This window comes from Niveispirillum sp. BGYR6 (assembly GCF_027568365.1).
Taxonomy (GTDB): domain Bacteria; phylum Pseudomonadota; class Alphaproteobacteria; order Azospirillales; family Azospirillaceae; genus Niveispirillum.
The window spans coordinates 98,160-113,736 of record NZ_JANLNL010000008.1 but is presented as its reverse complement, the minus strand read 5'-3'; the positions used below and the strand labels follow the sequence as shown (position 1 = coordinate 113,736).

Sequence of the window (15,577 nt, the reverse complement as noted above, 5' to 3'; positions counted from 1 at the left end):
CATGATCCTGCATGAATTGATCGATTACCAAACGCTGCGCCTGATCTGGTGGGTGCTGCTGGGCGTGCTGTTGATCGGCTTTGCCGTCACCGATGGCTATGACATGGGGGTGGGCATGTTGCTGCCCTTCCTGGGTCGGGACGATGTGGAACGGCGCGTCATGATCAACAGCGTCGGCCCGGTCTGGGAGGGCAACCAGGTCTGGTTCATCCTGGGCGGCGGGGCGATCTTCGCCGCCTGGCCGCCGCTCTATGCCGTCTCCTTCTCCGGCTTCTATCTCGCCATGTTCGTGGTGCTGGCGGCGCTGATCCTGCGGCCGGTGGCGTTCAAATATCGCTCCAAGCGGGAGGAACCGGGCTGGCGGGCTGTCTGGGACGGGGCCCTGTTCATCAGCGGCTTTGTGCCGGTGCTGATTTTCGGCGTGGCCGTGGGCAATGTGCTCCAGGGCGTGCCCTTCCGTCTGGATGATGATTTACGGTCCTTCTATACCGGCAGCTTCTTTGGCTTGCTGAACCCGTTCGCCCTGCTGTGCGGCCTGTTGTCGGTGGCGATGCTGGCCATGCATGGGGCCGGCTGGCTGGTGCTGAAGACGCAAGGGGCCGTGGCTGCCCGCGCCCGCGCCGTCGGCTCGGTTGCGGCCCTGCTGACCATCGCCCTGTTCGTGCTGGGCGGCATGGTGCTGTATCTGTGGGTGGATGGTTATCGCGTGCTGGGTGCGCAGGATATGGCCGGCCCTTCCAACCCGCTTTACAAGCAGGTGGCGGTCCAGGCGGGCGCCTGGTTCGATAATTACCGGGCCTATCCGCTGCTGCTGCTGGCCCCGTTGTTGGGCGTGGTGGGGGCGGGGCTGGCCTTTATCGGGTTGCGGGGGCGGTGGGAAGGGCTGGCGCTGCTGGCCTCTGGTGCCTCCATCGTCGGCGTGATCGGCACGGTGGGGGTATCCATGTTCCCCTTCATCCTGCCCAGTTCCATTGATCCGCGTTCCAGCCTGACCGTGTGGGACAGCTCCTCCTCCCACCAGACCCTGTTCATCATGCTGGTGGTGACGCTGATCCTGCTGCCCATCGTGCTGGCCTATACCGCCTGGGTTCACCGCATCCTGTGGGGCAAGGTGGATGAGGCGGCGTTGCGGCGCGAGGACGGACATTTCTACTGACCTGAAAGGGGACACATATCATGTGGTATTTCGCCTGGATGCTGGGCCTGCCCCTGGCAGCCGCCGTCGCGGTGCTGAACGCAATGTGGTTTGAAATGCGTGAAGATGCCAAGGAGCGTGGGGAAGGCTAGGGGGCTTCTTAAGTGTCTGTCCGAAAATTTTCTTTCTTTCTCAACATGTTAATATTTTAATCCCGTCACCCATGCTGCGGCCGGGGTCCAGTTCGTAGAGCAAAGCGCCCCTTGATTCTGGACCCCGACCGCAGCATGGGTGACGGTAGCGCTTAAAGATAAGACGTGTAAGACGTTGAGATAACGTGGAACTTTCCGGACGGGCACTAACGCCACATCTTTCCCCGTCATTCCGAATGTCGTGGGATGACGGGGAGCAGCCCGCCCAGATCACCAGCAATAATTTGCAATTGCGACCAATTCGCATTATCTATCTGTCCAACGAAATTGGCACCGTTGGAAACATCACCATGAAGCGTGGATCGATCAAAACCGCCTTGGCCGCCTTGGCGCTGCTGACCACCCTGCCAGCGGTGGCGCATACGCAATATCTGAAGCCGAACCTCTTCACCACGCCGCAGCGTGACCATGTGACGATCGAGGGTTCCTTCACCGAGGAACTGTTCACCCCGGATATCGCCATGAAGGCGGATGATTACCATGTCATCAATCCGGCGGGCGTGAAGCAGAAGATCGAGAATATCGTCTATCTGAAGGACCTGGCGGTGTTTGAGGCGGCCTTGCCTGAAAACGGCACCTACCGCTTCTCCACCGGGGAGCGGCTGGGGGCCACGCGCAAGATGGCGCTGGTCAATGGTAAATGGGAAGCCCTGCGCGACCCGAAAGACGCCCCCACTGGCGCCCGCGTGGCCGACGCGCAGAGCATTACCCGCGCCGATGTCTATGTCAGCAAGGGCCCTGCCAGCGACGCCGCCCTGAAGCCGATCGGCAGCGGGCTGGAAATCCTGCCGCTCGCCCATCCCTCCAAGCTGGATGAGGGCGGCAGCTTCCCGGTCCAGCTGCTGTTCCAGGGCAAGCCGCTGGCAGGTGTGGAGATCACCCTGCAGGGCGGCGGCGGGGAGCATGACCATGATGACAAGGGGGAAGACAGGCACGAAACCGCCGTCAAGGCTGTGACCGACAAGGATGGCAAGGCCAGCTTCGCCCTGAAGGAGCACGGGCCCCATCTGCTGCTGGCCCGTTACCGCCTGGAAGCCCCGGAAGGGGCTGTGGCGGTGAAAAGCTACAGCATTACCCTGACCTTCCAGGTACAGGGGTGAGGAAATTTCCAATCCTTTTACTTCAAAAGAAAGAAGAAATTAGTTGTTTCCCGCCGGGGATGGAGGCGAGGGGGGTAAGGTTCGTTATTATTCCGTTAACTTGTTGATAATATTGGCATACCAACCCCTATCCCCCGGTATAGGTTTCCAGCACTGTATCCGTTGACCTGAACCGTGTTTGATGCCCAATAAGGCAGGCACAGGAATACATAAGATGTACTTATGTCTTCCCGTTGTCATTGCAATGGGGATCGTCAGGTGAAGGCAATGGTAGAAGGCTGGGGGGCGCGGCTGGTCCCGGTGATCTTGTCCGGTGGGTCGGGCACCCGGTTATGGCCGCTGTCGCGGGAGAATTATCCCAAGCAGTTCCTGCGCCTGATGTCTGACCGCTCCTTGCTGCAGGAAACGGTTGTGCGGTGCCAGGAGGCTGGTTTCGCCTCCCCGATGCTGGTGGCCAGCGAGGGGCATCGCTTTGTCGTTGCGGAACAGCTGTTGGAACAGGGCGTGGAACCCCAGGCCCTGCTGCTGGAGCCGGTGGCCCGCAATACGGGGCCGGCCATCTGTGCTGCGGCGTTGCTGCTGGCGGAAACCGATCCTGACCGGTTGATGCTGGTGCTGCCGGCTGACCATGTCATTACCGATGGCGATGCCTGGGCCGAGGCGGTGCGGGCGGCCGCGCCGGCCGCTGCCGCTGGCTTGCTGATGACCTTCGGTATCCGCCCGGAACGGGCCGAAACGGGCTTCGGCTGGATCGCCGAAGGGCAGCCGCTGGACGATCTGCCGGGCGCTTTCCATATTGCCGAATTCGTGGAAAAGCCGGAACGCGCTGTGGCTGAGGCCATGCTGGCGGGGGGCCGGCATGTCTGGAACAGCGGCATGTTCCTGTTCAAGCCCTCCCAGCTGGTGGCGGAGATGGAGCGGTTTGAACCCGATCTGGTGGCCCATGTCCGGGCCGCCGTGGCCGGGCGCCGCAAGGATACCGATTTTGTGCGACTGGCGGCGGAGCCCTTTGGCGCGGCGCGGTCCATTTCCATTGATGATGCCGTCTTTGCCCGCACAAAGCTGGCCGGAATGATGCCCTGTTCCATTGGCTGGAACGATATCGGCTCCTGGGCAGCGCTGCATGACATTGTGGAGCGGGACGAGCATGGCAATGTCGCGCTCGGCGATGCGGTGATCGAGCGGTCGGAAGGCTGCTATGTGCGCACCGACGGCGTGCTGACGGCGGTGCTGGGGGCCCGCGATCTGGTGGTGGTGGCCACCTCTGACGCCATCCTGGTGGCGGACAAGGCAGAGGTGCAGAATGTCAAAACCATCGTGCAGCGGCTGAAGAAGGCGGGGCGGTCGGAGGCGGAAAGTCGGCCGCGCCAGTACCGCCCCTGGGGGTACTTTCAGCCGCTGCAATCCGGCCACCGGTTTCAGGTGAAGCGGTTGATGGTGAAGCCGGGGGAGAAGCTCTCCCTGCAACGCCATTTCCACCGCTCCGAACATTGGATCGTCGTCAATGGCACCGCCCTGGTCACGCGGGACGGGGAACAGTTCATGGTGCGGGAGAATGAATCCGTCTATCTGCCCATGGGGTCGGTCCATCGGCTGGAAAATCCCGGCTGCATCCCGCTGAACCTGATTGAGGTGGCCGCCGGCTCCTATCTGGGTGAAGACGATATCGTCCGGTTGGAGGATGATTATGGCCGCGAGTGAGCGCCAACCCTCTATCGTGTTGTGCCGGAGCTGCTGAGCCAATCATGCAGAACCGTTGCCGCACGCTTGCCCTGGATGGTGAAATCGGTGTCCGTCGGGCCGCCGATTTCGGGGGTGCTGAACCAGCGCCAGATCAACACGTCGCGAAAGCCGCGCTGATCCAGGGCGGCCAGCCAGTGCGCCAGCGCCTCGGCCTGCACCTGCTCATCCGGCTGGGCCTCCCGCTCCTCCGCACTTTCCCAGGGTTTGGCCTGGGCACCGGTGGCAGAACGCAGGCCCAGCTCGGCAATCCACAGCGGTTTGCCGATCCGGTCACGCCATTTAACCAGCTCATCGGCATTACCGGTCACGGCTACGCTGATATTGGTCGGGTTTTCCCCCAGGGGGGCGTACAGGCTGACAGCGGCCACATCCAGCAGATCCCAGAAGGGGACGCGCAGCACCTCCCCATCCCAATGGGCGACATAGGTCAGCAGCCCCTGATAATGCCGGCGGACGCGGGCGATCATTTCCCGCCATTCCGGCCGGTGGCTGGTGCCGCGCAGTTCGGTACCGATGGCGAAGCCCTCTGCCCCCTCGGCGGCGGCCAACTGCGCCAGGGTCTCCAGCCCGGCGCCATAGCCGCTGAACCAACGCTCCCAGGCGCCGTCACCGGTGGGATTGACGGCGCCGGCCCAGGTCTGCGGCACCCAGACATGGGGTTTCAGCAGCACTTTCAACCCCAGCCCGCGCGCCTGGCGGATGCCGGCGCGCAGCTCTTCCAGCGGGATGTCGCTGCCCAGCGCAATGTCGGCGCTTTCCGGCTTGGCCTGCCAGAAGAAACAGACCAGCGCCACGGCATCGGCCCCCAGCGCCTTCAGCATCGCCAGCGACCGGCCACAGGCGGCACTGCCCAAGGGCGCTTCCGGCGTGCGCGTCAGGTTGACGCCGCGCCAGGGCCCCGCCTGCTGGGCAGCACCCGCCGGCCAGCAGCCCGGCAGGGCCAGCATCAGAGGCAGGGCCAGGAAATGCCGCCGCGCTATCATCAACCCTTCTCCTTTTCCTCGATCATGCCGACCGTCCCCGCCCTTTACAGGAACTTTTCCATGAAGACCATGTTGCAGACTGTCCTTCTGGCCACTGTCGCCATGGCCTTCCCCCTGGCTGCCGATGCGGCGGCCAAGAAACCGGCAGCGGTGGCAAAGCCCAAGACGGAGGCGGCCCCGGCCGCACCCGTGGCGCCGCCTACCCCCGCCCCTGCGGCCTTGGCCAAGGCACCGCGCCTGCTGGACCGGCAGGTGACGCTGGCGGAACTGGGCTTTACCGAGGGGCTGAGCTTCAACGGCTTTTCCGGTCAGCGCGACCTGTTCTTCCCCGTGCCGGACGGTGTACCGGTCAGCGGGCTGCGGCTGGAAGGGGTGCTGGACAGTGCCATTCCCGGCCCGATCCGCGCGGCGGCGCAGATCGCCATTGACGGCCGCCCGCGCTGGAGCGGGGTGCTGGGCACCGCCGCTGTGCCGCTGGCGCTGGACGTGGCGCGGACGGGGCAGGGTCAGGATTATGTCCGGGTCGGCTTCACCTATGGTGCGGCCTGGACCGATGATCGTTGCGCTGATCAGCGTCTGCCCGGCGGTTATGTCACCCTGGCGCCGGAAACGGCGCTGCATTACAGCTACGATCCCGCTGCCATCACCAGCCTGCGCGCCGCCATGGCGGTGTTGCCGCGCCATGTCCGCATCGCCCTGTCGGCGGCACCGCTGAGCCGGGACCATTACGAAGCGGCCCTGGTGCTGGCGGCAGAACTGGGCCGTCAGGGCCACAAGGTCAGCTTCCTGCGGCTGCCCGCCAGCCTGCCGGTGGAACCGGAACAGGCCCCGGCAGAAATCATCATCGCGCCCGCCGCCGAACTGGCGGCGCTGAAGGGGGACGGCAGCGGGACGGCCCGCCTGCTGCGCAATGGCCGCTTCCCCCTGGTGGCACTGACCGACGGGGCCAATGCGCAGACGGCGCTGTATCTGGCGTCCGACTGGCGGGCTTTGGCGGGGGGCGCGCAGGTCACACCGCGTGCCAGCCAGCCGGCGGTGAAACCCGATCCCGACGCCATCGCCTTTACCCGGCTGGGGCTGGGCCAGGGCGTGCAGGAGGTGGTCGACCGGGGCGAATGGCAGCTGCGGCTGGATTATGCCATGGTGCCCAAGGGCAAGCGCCCGGCCGCCTTGCGCATTGAGCTGGCGCCCGGTGCTGCCATGACCAGCCAGCCGCAGCTGGCCCATATTTTCGTCAATGACCTGCTGCTGCGCTCGGTGACGCTGGATGGCGGCGCCCAGGCCCGCGCCCTGACGGTGCCGCTGCCCGACGGGCTGCTGGGCCGCAGCAATGCCATCCGTGTGGTGCTGCAGCGCCAGCCGGTCGCCGGCAATTGCAAGGATGCGCCCCTGGCCTCCCCGGCGCAGCTGCTGCCGGGCAGTGCCGTGGAACTGGTGGCCGACAAGGCTGACCCCGCTGATTTCTACGCCCTGGGTTCCGCCTTTGCCGAGGGGCTGATGGTGGTGGTGCCACAGGCGGCCCTGGCCGACCCCGCCAATTCCCTGGCTCTGGCGGTGAAGGCGCTGAACGGCCTGTCCCCCAGCAGCCAGGGTCTGCAGGTGGTCCTGGATGAGGGCAAGGCGCCGACGCGGCCCTTCCTGCTGCTGCCCGGCAGCAAACTGCCCACCGGCATTGATCTGCCGGTGGCGATGGAGGAAGGGTTCGTCAAGGTGGTGGACCGGCAGAAGCGCCTGTTGCTGGATGTCTCCGGCACGCCAGGCCTGCTGGTGGCCCAGCTGGCCACGGCCGGCGGGCAGCCGGGCCTGGTGCTGCAATCGGGCGGCAGCGGGCCGATCCCGGTGCCGGCGGCCCTGGCGCTGGATAAGGGCAATGTCGCCTTCGCCGATGCCAGCGGCCTGCTGATGAGCCTGGATACGCTGCGCGAACGCGCGGTGCGGGTGGAGGTGGGCGAGGCATCGGCCTGGGCTGACTGGGTGGACCGTTTCCGCATCCTGCTGGTGGCTGGCGTCTGGGTGGCGCTGACCGCCGCCGTGGCCGGCATCGCCGCCCGCTGGTATCGCAGCCGTTCCAAGCCCAAGGCCTGAGCGGGGTTGATGGGATGAACAGCTTCTCCTCTCCCCCTATCGGTGAATTGCTGATTGCCAACGGCCTGCTCCGGCTGGACCAGCTGGAGCGTGCGCTGGAACTGCAGCGGCAATGGAACGTGCGCTTCGGCGATATCGTCATTTCCCAGGGCATGGTGAAGCCACGCGATTTTTACCGCACCCTGGCCGACCGGTTCGGGCTGGCCTTCATGGATCTGATGGAGGCGCGGCCCGACCCGACCCTGGCGCGGGCGGAACATATGGATGATTATGCCCGCCTGCTGCTGCTGCCCTGGCGGCGGCAGGGCGGGCAGGTGATTGTCGCCACCGCCGATCCGGGGCCGGAGGCGCTGCTGTTCGCGCGCCGGCATTTTGGGCCGGATGTCTGGATGGTCGTCACCTCCAAGTTCGACATTCTCTGGACCCTGCAGCGCACCTTCGAAAAAGAATATAGCCACAAGGCCGTGTTCGGGCTGGCCGATATGGACCCGGAAAGCTCCGCCAAGCAGGTGGTGACGCCGCAGCAGGGGCTGTTTTTATATCTCTGCCTTACCGTGCTGCTGGCCGGCTTTGCCTTTGCCCCGGTGGGCACGCTGATCGCCTTCAATCTGGTGATGGCGGTCTTCTATCTGGGCAATTTCGTGCTGAAATCGGTGCTGGTGGCCTTCGGCGCCAATGCCCGCGTCGTGGACCGCAAGGTGACCGATGCGGAGGTGAAGGCGCTGAAGGATGATGACCTGCCGGTCTTCACCGTGCTGGTGCCGATGTATAAGGAACCGGAGGTGCTGCCCATCCTGGCCGCCGCCCTGCGGCGGCTGGATTATCCGATGGCCAAGCTGGATATCAAGCTGGTGCTGGAGGCAGGTGACCGCGAAACCATTGATGCGGCCAAGGCCCTGGGTCTGGAAGGCTCCTTCGAGATTATCCGTGTCCCGGCCTCCAAGCCGCAGACCAAGCCCAAGGCCTGCAACTATGCCATCAATTTTGCCCGGGGTCATTATCTGGTGATCTTCGATGCCGAAGATCAACCGGAACCGGATCAGCTGAAGAAAGTGGTCATCGCCTTTGAAAAGGCCGGACCGGAGGTCGCCTGCATCCAGTGCCGCCTGAATTATTTCAATGCGGAGGAGAACTGGCTGACCCGGATGTTCACGCTCGATTACTCGCTCTGGTTTGATTACATGCTGCCGGGGCTGGAACGGCTGCGCATTCCCATTCCGCTGGGCGGTACGTCGAACCATTTCCGGATGGATGTGCTGCGCAAGCTCCATTCCTGGGATCCGTTCAATGTGACAGAGGATGCCGATCTGGGCGTGCGGCTGACGCAGAAGGGCTATCGGGTGGCCGTCTGCAACTCCACCACGTTTGAGGAAGCCAACGTCTCCATCCCCAACTGGATCCGGCAGCGTTCGCGCTGGATCAAGGGCTATATGCAGACCTATCTGGTGCATATGCGCCATCCCTGGCGCCTCTACCGCTCGGTGGGGGCGGGAGGATTCTGGGGCTTTCAGTTCTTTGTCGGCGGCACCATGCTGTCGGGCATCCTCAACCCGATCTTCTGGGGCTTCTACCTGTTCTGGCTGCTGTTTGGCGGCGCCTTCCTGGATCAGCTGTTCCCGACGGCGCTGTTATACCTGTCGCTGTTCAACCTGCTGGCCGGCAATGGCCTGTTCACCTATTTGTCGATCATCGCCCCGGTAAAGCGGGGCTGGATGAATCTGGCGCCCTGGGGGCTGACGGTGGCGGGCTATTGGGCGCTGATGTCGGTGGCGGCCTATAAGGCGCTGTGGCAGCTGGTGCGCAACCCCTTCTATTGGGAAAAGACCCAGCACGGCCTCTCCGCTGTGACCAAGCAGGAGGTGGCCAAGGCGATGGCCAGCATGAACCAGTGACGGCCATGGATGCGCAAGCGCGCCGGCGGCGCGTGGGGGGAGAGGCGGCAGCGGTCCGCCACCCGGCCTCCACCCTGTCCTTCTATCTTCTCTGGTTTGTGGCCGGGCTGCTGATCTGCGGCCTGCTGACGATGCGCGTGCTGGATAATGGCTATCTGGCGGATATCGGCATTGACCGCTGGCGCACCGCCCTGGTGGCCGCCTCTGATGCCAGCGCCTTCCGGGAGCTGTTTGCCATCAGCTTCCCGCCGCTGGCCCTGTCCACCGATCTGCTGGCGGGCCTGCTGCCGGGAACGGCGGGGGTGCCTTTGCCCTTGCTGGTCAATGTGCTGGTGGGGGCGGCCATGGCGGCACTGTGGGCGGGTTTGCTGCAGGGGGCGGGTTACGGCCGGTTTCCTGCCGGTCTGATCGCGCTCATCCTGCTGGCCCAACCGTCCTTGCAGCAGGCCATTGCCGGGGGCAGCGGGGGGCCGCTGGGTGTGTTTGCCTTCAGCCTGCTGGTGCCGGCGGCCATCCGGATGCGCCATAGCGGGGATGTCAACGCCATGGCCCTGGTGGGCGTGGCGCTGGCGCTGATGCTGTTCTCCTCGGCCTCCGGGGCGTATCTGGTGCTGGGCTTATTGCCCTTCATGGTGGTGCTGGCCCCGCCGGGCCTGATTTCCCGGTCGCCGGTCGGGGTGCTGCTGGTGCTGCTGTTTCCGGGCTGTTTCACCCTGCTCGGCTATCTCTATGTCAATTGGATCTTTGGCGGCTCGGCCCTGGCCTTCGCCGCCGGGGTGGATGCGGTGATCCGGGGGGCGGCGGCCAATATGGGGGCGCATCCCTGGCTGCTGGGCGGGGGGCATACGCTGCCGGGTTCCCTGCTGGTAGGCGCCTTGATGGCGCTGCTGGGCTTGCCGCTGCTGCCGGCAGCGCTGGGCCGGGTGGTGGACCGGCAGGCCCGCTTCACCCTGCTGATGCTGGCGCTGGCGGTGCTGGCAGCCATCGCCATCGGTTCCCTGACCCGCTATCTGGACCATCCGTCCCGCCTGCTGGCCTATCTGGTGCCGCTTGGTGTCATGGCGCTGGTGGCCGCGCGGCCGGCCCGGCTGTCGGCGCCGGTGGCGCTGCTGCTGGCGCTGGTCAGCCTAGCCGGCGGCTGGCTGGTGCAGGGCTATCAGCCGGCACCGGTCGCCACCGCCTGGCGGCTGGCCCTGGCGGGGCAGCCGGTGGCAGAAGCGCAGATGACGGATGATGCCGCCTTTGGTCGCCAGCTGCGGGATATCCATGATATCGCGCTTGATGCGGATGTTTCGGGTATGCTGGTGCCAGCGCGGGGTGGGGCGGATGGTCTGGTGCTGACCAGCACTGACCGGCTTAAAGCCGACATGATTGCCGGATATATTTCAACAGCCTATGTGGCGCTGCAGGATCCTGCCAGCCCACGCGGGATGCGGGATCGGATCAGCCGGGCCTTTCCCACCTTGTGGCGGGATGGGCCGGCTGGCGGTACGCTGGTGACCAGCCAGGGGAGTTGGCGTCTGTGGCGGATGCCGGATCAATCACAAGCCGGCAGAAACGGTGAGAGCGGGCGGGGGCAGGTGCCATGATTTTGATCATCGACGATGTACCCGAAGTGCGGATGCTGCTGGGCCATATGCTGCGCGCTGGCAATCTGTCGGTGCTGGAGGCGGCCTCTGCGGAGGAAGCCTACCGTATTCTGGATGTGGAACGCCGTAACGGTCCGCCCCCCCTGGTCAGCGCCATCCTGATGGATGTGGAATTGCCGGGTCAGGATGGGATTGAAGCGGTCTGCCTGATCAAATCCAACCCGCGTCTGGCGGAAATCCCCGTCATCGTTGTCTCGGGGCGGGAGGATGAGGCCTGTCTGGTCAATGCCTTCATGGCCGGGGCCATTGATTATGTCACCAAGCCGGTGACCCAGGTACAATTGCTGACCCGCGTGCGCGGGGCGCTGCGGCTGGCCCTGGAATCAGAACGCCGGCGGGAGCGGGAGGCGGCACTGGCGGCAGCCAATGCCGCCCTGCGCCGGGACAAGCCAAGCCTGACCGGCATCGATCCCGGCACCGGCCTGCCCGACCTTTCCGCCCTGCCCGCCTTGCTTTCCGGGCGGCTGGCCGCCGATCTCTGGCTGTTCAGCGGGGAGATTGATGGCTGGACCAACCTGTCCGTGGCGGCGGGGGAGACGGGGGCAGCCCTGGTCAAACGCCAGGTGTTGACCCTGCTGGGCGCGGTGCCGGGGCGGGTGGGCGACCAGATGCTGGTGCTGCCCGACGGGGCCTTCGCCCTGCTGGCCCGCCGGCCGACGGCGAAGGAAGCGCTGCTGCTGGCCGATACGCTGTGCCGCGCCATCTATGATGCGACGATCCCGCACCCGCGCTCTTCCGGCTGGCCCTGCATCACGCTCAGCATCGGCTGTGCCCGTGGGGATGGGCTGGAGGCGCGCGCCCAGGCGGCGCGGGAACAGGCAAAGCTGGATGGCGGGAACCGCGCCGTGGCGGATGATGTTCCGTCTGCCGGGATGATGTGAGGATATGCGGGTGACCGGTGTGATGAAGCGTCTTGTCCTTTTGTCCGTGCTGCTGCTGGGCCTTATCCTGTTCCCGCAGCAGGGGCTGGCGGGGGCTTGGCCCCAAGCGGAAGGGACCGGTCAGATCATCACCAGCCTGGCCACCTCCACGTCCGATACCGGGTTCGACGGCCGCAATAATGGCCGCAGCCTGGAGTTCAGCAAATGGGAGTTTTCCTCGCTGGCCAGCTGGGGCGTGGTGAGGGATGCCAGCCTGTTTGTCAAACCCACCTTGCAGCGCCTGTCGGCTGATCGCAGCGGCGGCGGTACCGATCACACCTTCGGCGTGACCGATACCGAGGTAGGCGGCACCTTTGCCGTCTGGCATGGACGTGACAGCATCATTTCCCTGCAGCCGATGGCGCGGCTGCCCTTCTTCTATAACCCGGACCGGAACCCGGCGCTGGGCTCCGGCCACCTGGATCTGGAAATTCGCGCCCTCTATGGCACCAACCTGACGGTGGCGGGGCTGCCGGCCTTTTTTGACGGGCAGGTGGCCTGGCGGGAACGAACCGGCCCGCCGGCCAATGAGGTCAGTTTGGACCTGACGCTGGGCCTGCGCGCCGATAGCGATCTGCAGGTGCTGCTGCAATCTTTCAATACCGTCAGCACCGGCGATGCCGGCCCCGGCTATGGGGAGTTCCGTCGGCATAAGTTGCAGGTTTCCGCCGTTTATCAGTTAACGGACGACCTGTCGCTGCAGGTCGGCGTCAATCAGGCCGTGGCCGGCCATAATGATGGCAATGAGCGGGGGGTTATGGCCGCCCTGTGGATGAAAGTCTGATGCCAATCTCCCTTGATCGTGACCGATCAAGGGGGATTTCAGGTTCCCTCAGGCGCCGGGTGCCTGCATCCGTGGGCTTGGCTTACGCCGCTACCAAGCGGCGGGCCGGCAGTCGCCGGCCTCCAATCCGCCGAGGGTCAAACCCTCGGCGAACTGGTATGATTCAGGGCCTGGGTGTCCCTGTCCGCGGGGATCGGGCTGGGTAGTATACCGGCCCTTGTGGTATGGCCGCGCGGCCCTTGCCGCCGTCCCATCAGTCAAGAATTTTGACCAATGCTATCACTCAACAACCGGTTTGTTTCCTTCTGGATATTGGAGAAGGGGAGCGTTAACGGTTGGGTTGAAATTAATAAATGATCGGTTTTGAAATTAAAAAAGAACTTTTCTGCATTTTTTCTCGAAAATACATTCATAGAGTTGTGTGTGTTTTCTAAATAATTTTCTGAATAGAAAAATAAGTAGAGATTTATATTTTATCTCTGAATTTATTAATAATTTTAATGCGTTAATCTAAATCAAAAAGACCGAAATTGGGATATTTCGACGTTAAAATTTGAAAATTCCTTGATCTTGTCCTTTGTAATAAAAAAATTAGTGATATATATTAATGATCTTCCACCATTGATATCATAGTCTTATATGCTATGAACACCCTGCTGATCCTGCTGTTCATCATGACCATGCTGAACGCTGCCATATCGGTGGCGATCTGGGGGGCGTATCGGCATTTGGCGGGGGTTCCCCTGATTGCAGGGGGGTTCATTGTCGGGGCACTGGCGGCGATTGCTGGAATTTTCTACAATCCGGGGCCGGGCTTTCTGACCGGAATGACGGGTTATGTTCCGGCATTGCTGATCTCTGCCTCTGTGCCCCTGTGCGTGAACGGGGTGATGGTTTTTCTGGGCGCGCCCCCCCGTCGCTGGTTGGTGCCGTTCAGCATTATCTTCACGGCGATTTACTGGCCCGCGACCCTGCTGATTAATCCGGCGGATGGCGCGCTGCGCTCCATCTGCGCAGGCACCCTGGGGCTCATCTGTTTTGGTTCGGCTCTGCCTGTTCTCTGGCGATTGCGGGGGGATTGCGGCTGGTTGCGCTACACGCTGCTGCCGGCCGTTCTTATTCATCTCGGGATACAGAGTGGCTGGTCGCTTTACCGTTTAGCGCTGCGTCTGGATGGGGTGATTGACCCGCGCATGTTCTTCCCCTGGACGGTGATCGAATCCGCCATTGCCCATCACCTCTGGTTCATCTGTTTTCTGGCCATGTTGGGCGCGCGGCTGCAGCACAGCCTGCGCCAGCGCAATGCCGAGCTGGCGCACGAGGTGGAGCATCGCCGCCATCTGGAACAGCAGCTGGCAGCCACCCTGGCGGCGGAGCGCCAGCTGCACGCCGAGCATCGCCAGCTGCTGCACATTGTTGCCCATGAGATACGCACCCCCCTGGCCGGGATCGACCGGGCGACGGAGATGCTGCAGCTGACCTGCCAGGAACTGCCCCCCACCGGCCAGCGCCGGCTGGCGGATATCCGCGATGGCGTGCGCCGGGTGGGGGGCTTGGTTGAACGGGTGATGGATGAGGAACGGGCGGGTCATGTCCGCCCCCGGCCAGAGATGCTGGACGTGTCGGTCCTGCTGGGCACTGTGCTGGAAGGGCTGGCCCATATGGGGGCGGCCACGCGGGTGCAGCTGACCGCCGCTTCGGCCAGCTTGCCCCTGATGGCCGATCCGGCCCTGCTCAGCGCCGTCCTGCGTAATCTGTTGGAAAATGCCCTGAAATATTCCCCTTCTGACAGTCCTGTGCTGGTCACCCTGGCCCGCGACGGCAATGGTCTGCTGCTGACCATCACGGATCGCGGTATTGGCATCCCGCCGCTGGAACGCGCTTCCATCGGCCAGCGTTTCTATCGTGCCTCCAACACCAACCGCCAGGCCGGGACGGGGTTGGGGCTTTTCATCGTTCGCCGCTTTCTGACCGAGATGGGGGGCGAGATGCGCCACGATCCCGGCCCGGATAATTGCGGCACCCTGGTCACCCTGCGCCTGCCGCCGCACCCGCCGGTGCGGACGGCCCCCCAACCGGAACGGGAGCTAGCCCATGCCTGAGATCCTGGTGGTCGAAGATGCCGACGGTCCGCGCAACGACCTGATCGACTATCTCTGCCTGAAACAATATGGCGCCATCGGGGCCGCCGATGGGGCAGAGGCCCGCGCCCTGCTGGCGCAGCAGAGTTTTGATCTGGTCATCCTGGATGTCGGGCTGCCGGATTGCCATGGCTTTGATCTGGCGCGGGAAATTCGAAGCCGTTACGGGCTTTCCTGCGGCATCATCATGCTGACCGGCATGGGGGGCGTGGAGGACAAGGTAGAGGGGCTGGCCAGCGGTGCCGATATCTATCTGGTGAAACATGCCAGCCTGCGGGAAGTGGAGGCCAATGTGCGCAGCCTGCTGCGCCGCCTGTCAGAGACGGTGACGGTGGCACCTAAGCCCGCCCATGCCCGCCCCGTCACGGATTGGCGGCTGGAGGATACCAGCTGGTGCCTGACCAGCCCGCACGGCGCCCAGGTACAACTGACGGCAACGGAATTTGCCTGCATTGCCAAGTTGATGAAGGCGCGCGGCAGCGCCATTCCCCGGCAGGATCTGATCGCTGCCCTGGACCGTCCTTCCATGCGCTACAACGAACGTAATCTTGATGGGTTGATCAGTCGACTGCGCCGCAAGGTTGCCCAGTTCTGTGGGATGGAGCTGCCGATCAGTGTTGTCTATGGGGTGGGATATGTATTCCGGCCTGTCGCAGCTTGATCCGCCTAAGGGTTCAAGAAGGCGATATTATTCAAGAAGGCGATATTAATGATAAGTAAGCAAAAATTTTGACAAGTGAAACCTGTCAGTGCCACATTTTTAATCAATAAATTAACATTTGGATAAACATATTAAACTAACCTAAAGTACATCCTAACCTTCTGGTCAGTGTACTCCTATGTGCGTGATCTAGTCTCATACCTGTTCATGGGTTGTGCTGACAACCGCTGCCCGTTCAGTGTTGCAGCGAGGCCTCAGCGTGGCAGACGGGG

The 15,577-nt window shown here is 63.6% G+C and carries 12 protein-coding genes; 11 read left to right on the top strand and 1 reads right to left on the bottom strand.

The genetic code is table 11. The annotated features are described in order from the left end of the window. Position 1: 1 nt before the first annotated feature. The 4 genes from cydB to PCJ49_RS16835 all read left to right on the top strand — a co-directional run bounded on the left by cydB (position 2) and on the right by PCJ49_RS16835 (position 4,148). On the top strand, positions 2 to 1,156 hold the full coding sequence (cydB, locus tag PCJ49_RS16850) for a cytochrome d ubiquinol oxidase subunit II (RefSeq protein WP_269911951.1): 1,155 nt from the start codon (positions 2 to 4) through the stop codon (positions 1,154 to 1,156). Between the two features lie 20 nt (positions 1,157 to 1,176). Continuing rightward, the gene (cydX, locus tag PCJ49_RS16845; RefSeq protein WP_269911950.1) at positions 1,177 to 1,287 is read left to right on the top strand and encodes a cytochrome bd-I oxidase subunit CydX; all 111 of its coding nucleotides are present in this window, start codon (positions 1,177 to 1,179) and stop codon (positions 1,285 to 1,287) included. Positions 1,288 to 1,637: 350 nt separating this feature from the next. Beyond that, positions 1,638 to 2,447 carry a DUF4198 domain-containing protein gene (locus PCJ49_RS16840; protein WP_269911949.1) on the top strand — a complete coding sequence of 270 codons (810 nt, stop codon included), beginning with the start codon at positions 1,638 to 1,640 and terminating at the stop codon, positions 2,445 to 2,447. Positions 2,448 to 2,714: 267 nt separating this feature from the next. Next, complete coding sequence (locus PCJ49_RS16835) at positions 2,715 to 4,148, top strand: mannose-1-phosphate guanylyltransferase/mannose-6-phosphate isomerase (protein WP_269912074.1); 1,434 nt, start codon at positions 2,715 to 2,717, stop codon at positions 4,146 to 4,148. Positions 4,149 to 4,159: 11 nt separating this feature from the next. Here PCJ49_RS16835 and PCJ49_RS16830 read toward each other — a convergent pair whose 3' ends face one another. Continuing rightward, positions 4,160 to 5,173 carry a hypothetical protein gene (locus tag PCJ49_RS16830; protein WP_269911948.1) on the bottom strand — a complete coding sequence of 338 codons (1,014 nt, stop codon included), beginning with the start codon at positions 5,171 to 5,173 and terminating at the stop codon, positions 4,160 to 4,162. A 60-nt stretch (positions 5,174 to 5,233) separates the two neighbouring features. Here PCJ49_RS16830 and PCJ49_RS16825 point away from each other — a divergent pair, with 60 nt between their 5' ends. The 7 genes from PCJ49_RS16825 (at position 5,234) to PCJ49_RS16795 (ending at position 15,305) form a co-directional block, all read left to right on the top strand. Continuing rightward, positions 5,234 to 7,258, top strand: coding sequence for a hypothetical protein (locus tag PCJ49_RS16825; protein WP_269911947.1), 2,025 nt, complete (start codon positions 5,234 to 5,236; stop codon positions 7,256 to 7,258). 14 nt (positions 7,259 to 7,272) lie between these two features. Further along, positions 7,273 to 9,150, top strand: coding sequence for a glycosyltransferase family 2 protein (locus PCJ49_RS16820; RefSeq protein WP_269911946.1), 1,878 nt, complete (start codon positions 7,273 to 7,275; stop codon positions 9,148 to 9,150). A 5-nt stretch (positions 9,151 to 9,155) separates the two neighbouring features. Continuing rightward, the gene (locus tag PCJ49_RS16815) at positions 9,156 to 10,739 is read left to right on the top strand and encodes a hypothetical protein (RefSeq protein ID WP_269911945.1); all 1,584 of its coding nucleotides are present in this window, start codon (positions 9,156 to 9,158) and stop codon (positions 10,737 to 10,739) included. Next, the gene (locus PCJ49_RS16810) at positions 10,736 to 11,680 is read left to right on the top strand and encodes a response regulator (protein ID WP_269911944.1); all 945 of its coding nucleotides are present in this window, start codon (positions 10,736 to 10,738) and stop codon (positions 11,678 to 11,680) included. Before PCJ49_RS16815 ends, PCJ49_RS16810 begins: the two co-directional genes overlap by 4 nt. Positions 11,681 to 11,702: 22 nt before the next feature. Further along, complete coding sequence (locus PCJ49_RS16805; protein ID WP_269911943.1) at positions 11,703 to 12,503, top strand: hypothetical protein; 801 nt, start codon at positions 11,703 to 11,705, stop codon at positions 12,501 to 12,503. A gap of 644 nt (positions 12,504 to 13,147) precedes the next feature. Beyond that, positions 13,148 to 14,605, top strand: coding sequence for a HAMP domain-containing sensor histidine kinase (locus PCJ49_RS16800; RefSeq protein ID WP_269911942.1), 1,458 nt, complete (start codon positions 13,148 to 13,150; stop codon positions 14,603 to 14,605). Then, on the top strand, positions 14,598 to 15,305 hold the full coding sequence (locus PCJ49_RS16795; RefSeq protein WP_269911941.1) for a response regulator transcription factor: 708 nt from the start codon (positions 14,598 to 14,600) through the stop codon (positions 15,303 to 15,305). Before PCJ49_RS16800 ends, PCJ49_RS16795 begins: the two co-directional genes overlap by 8 nt. Positions 15,306 to 15,577 lie beyond the last annotated feature (272 nt).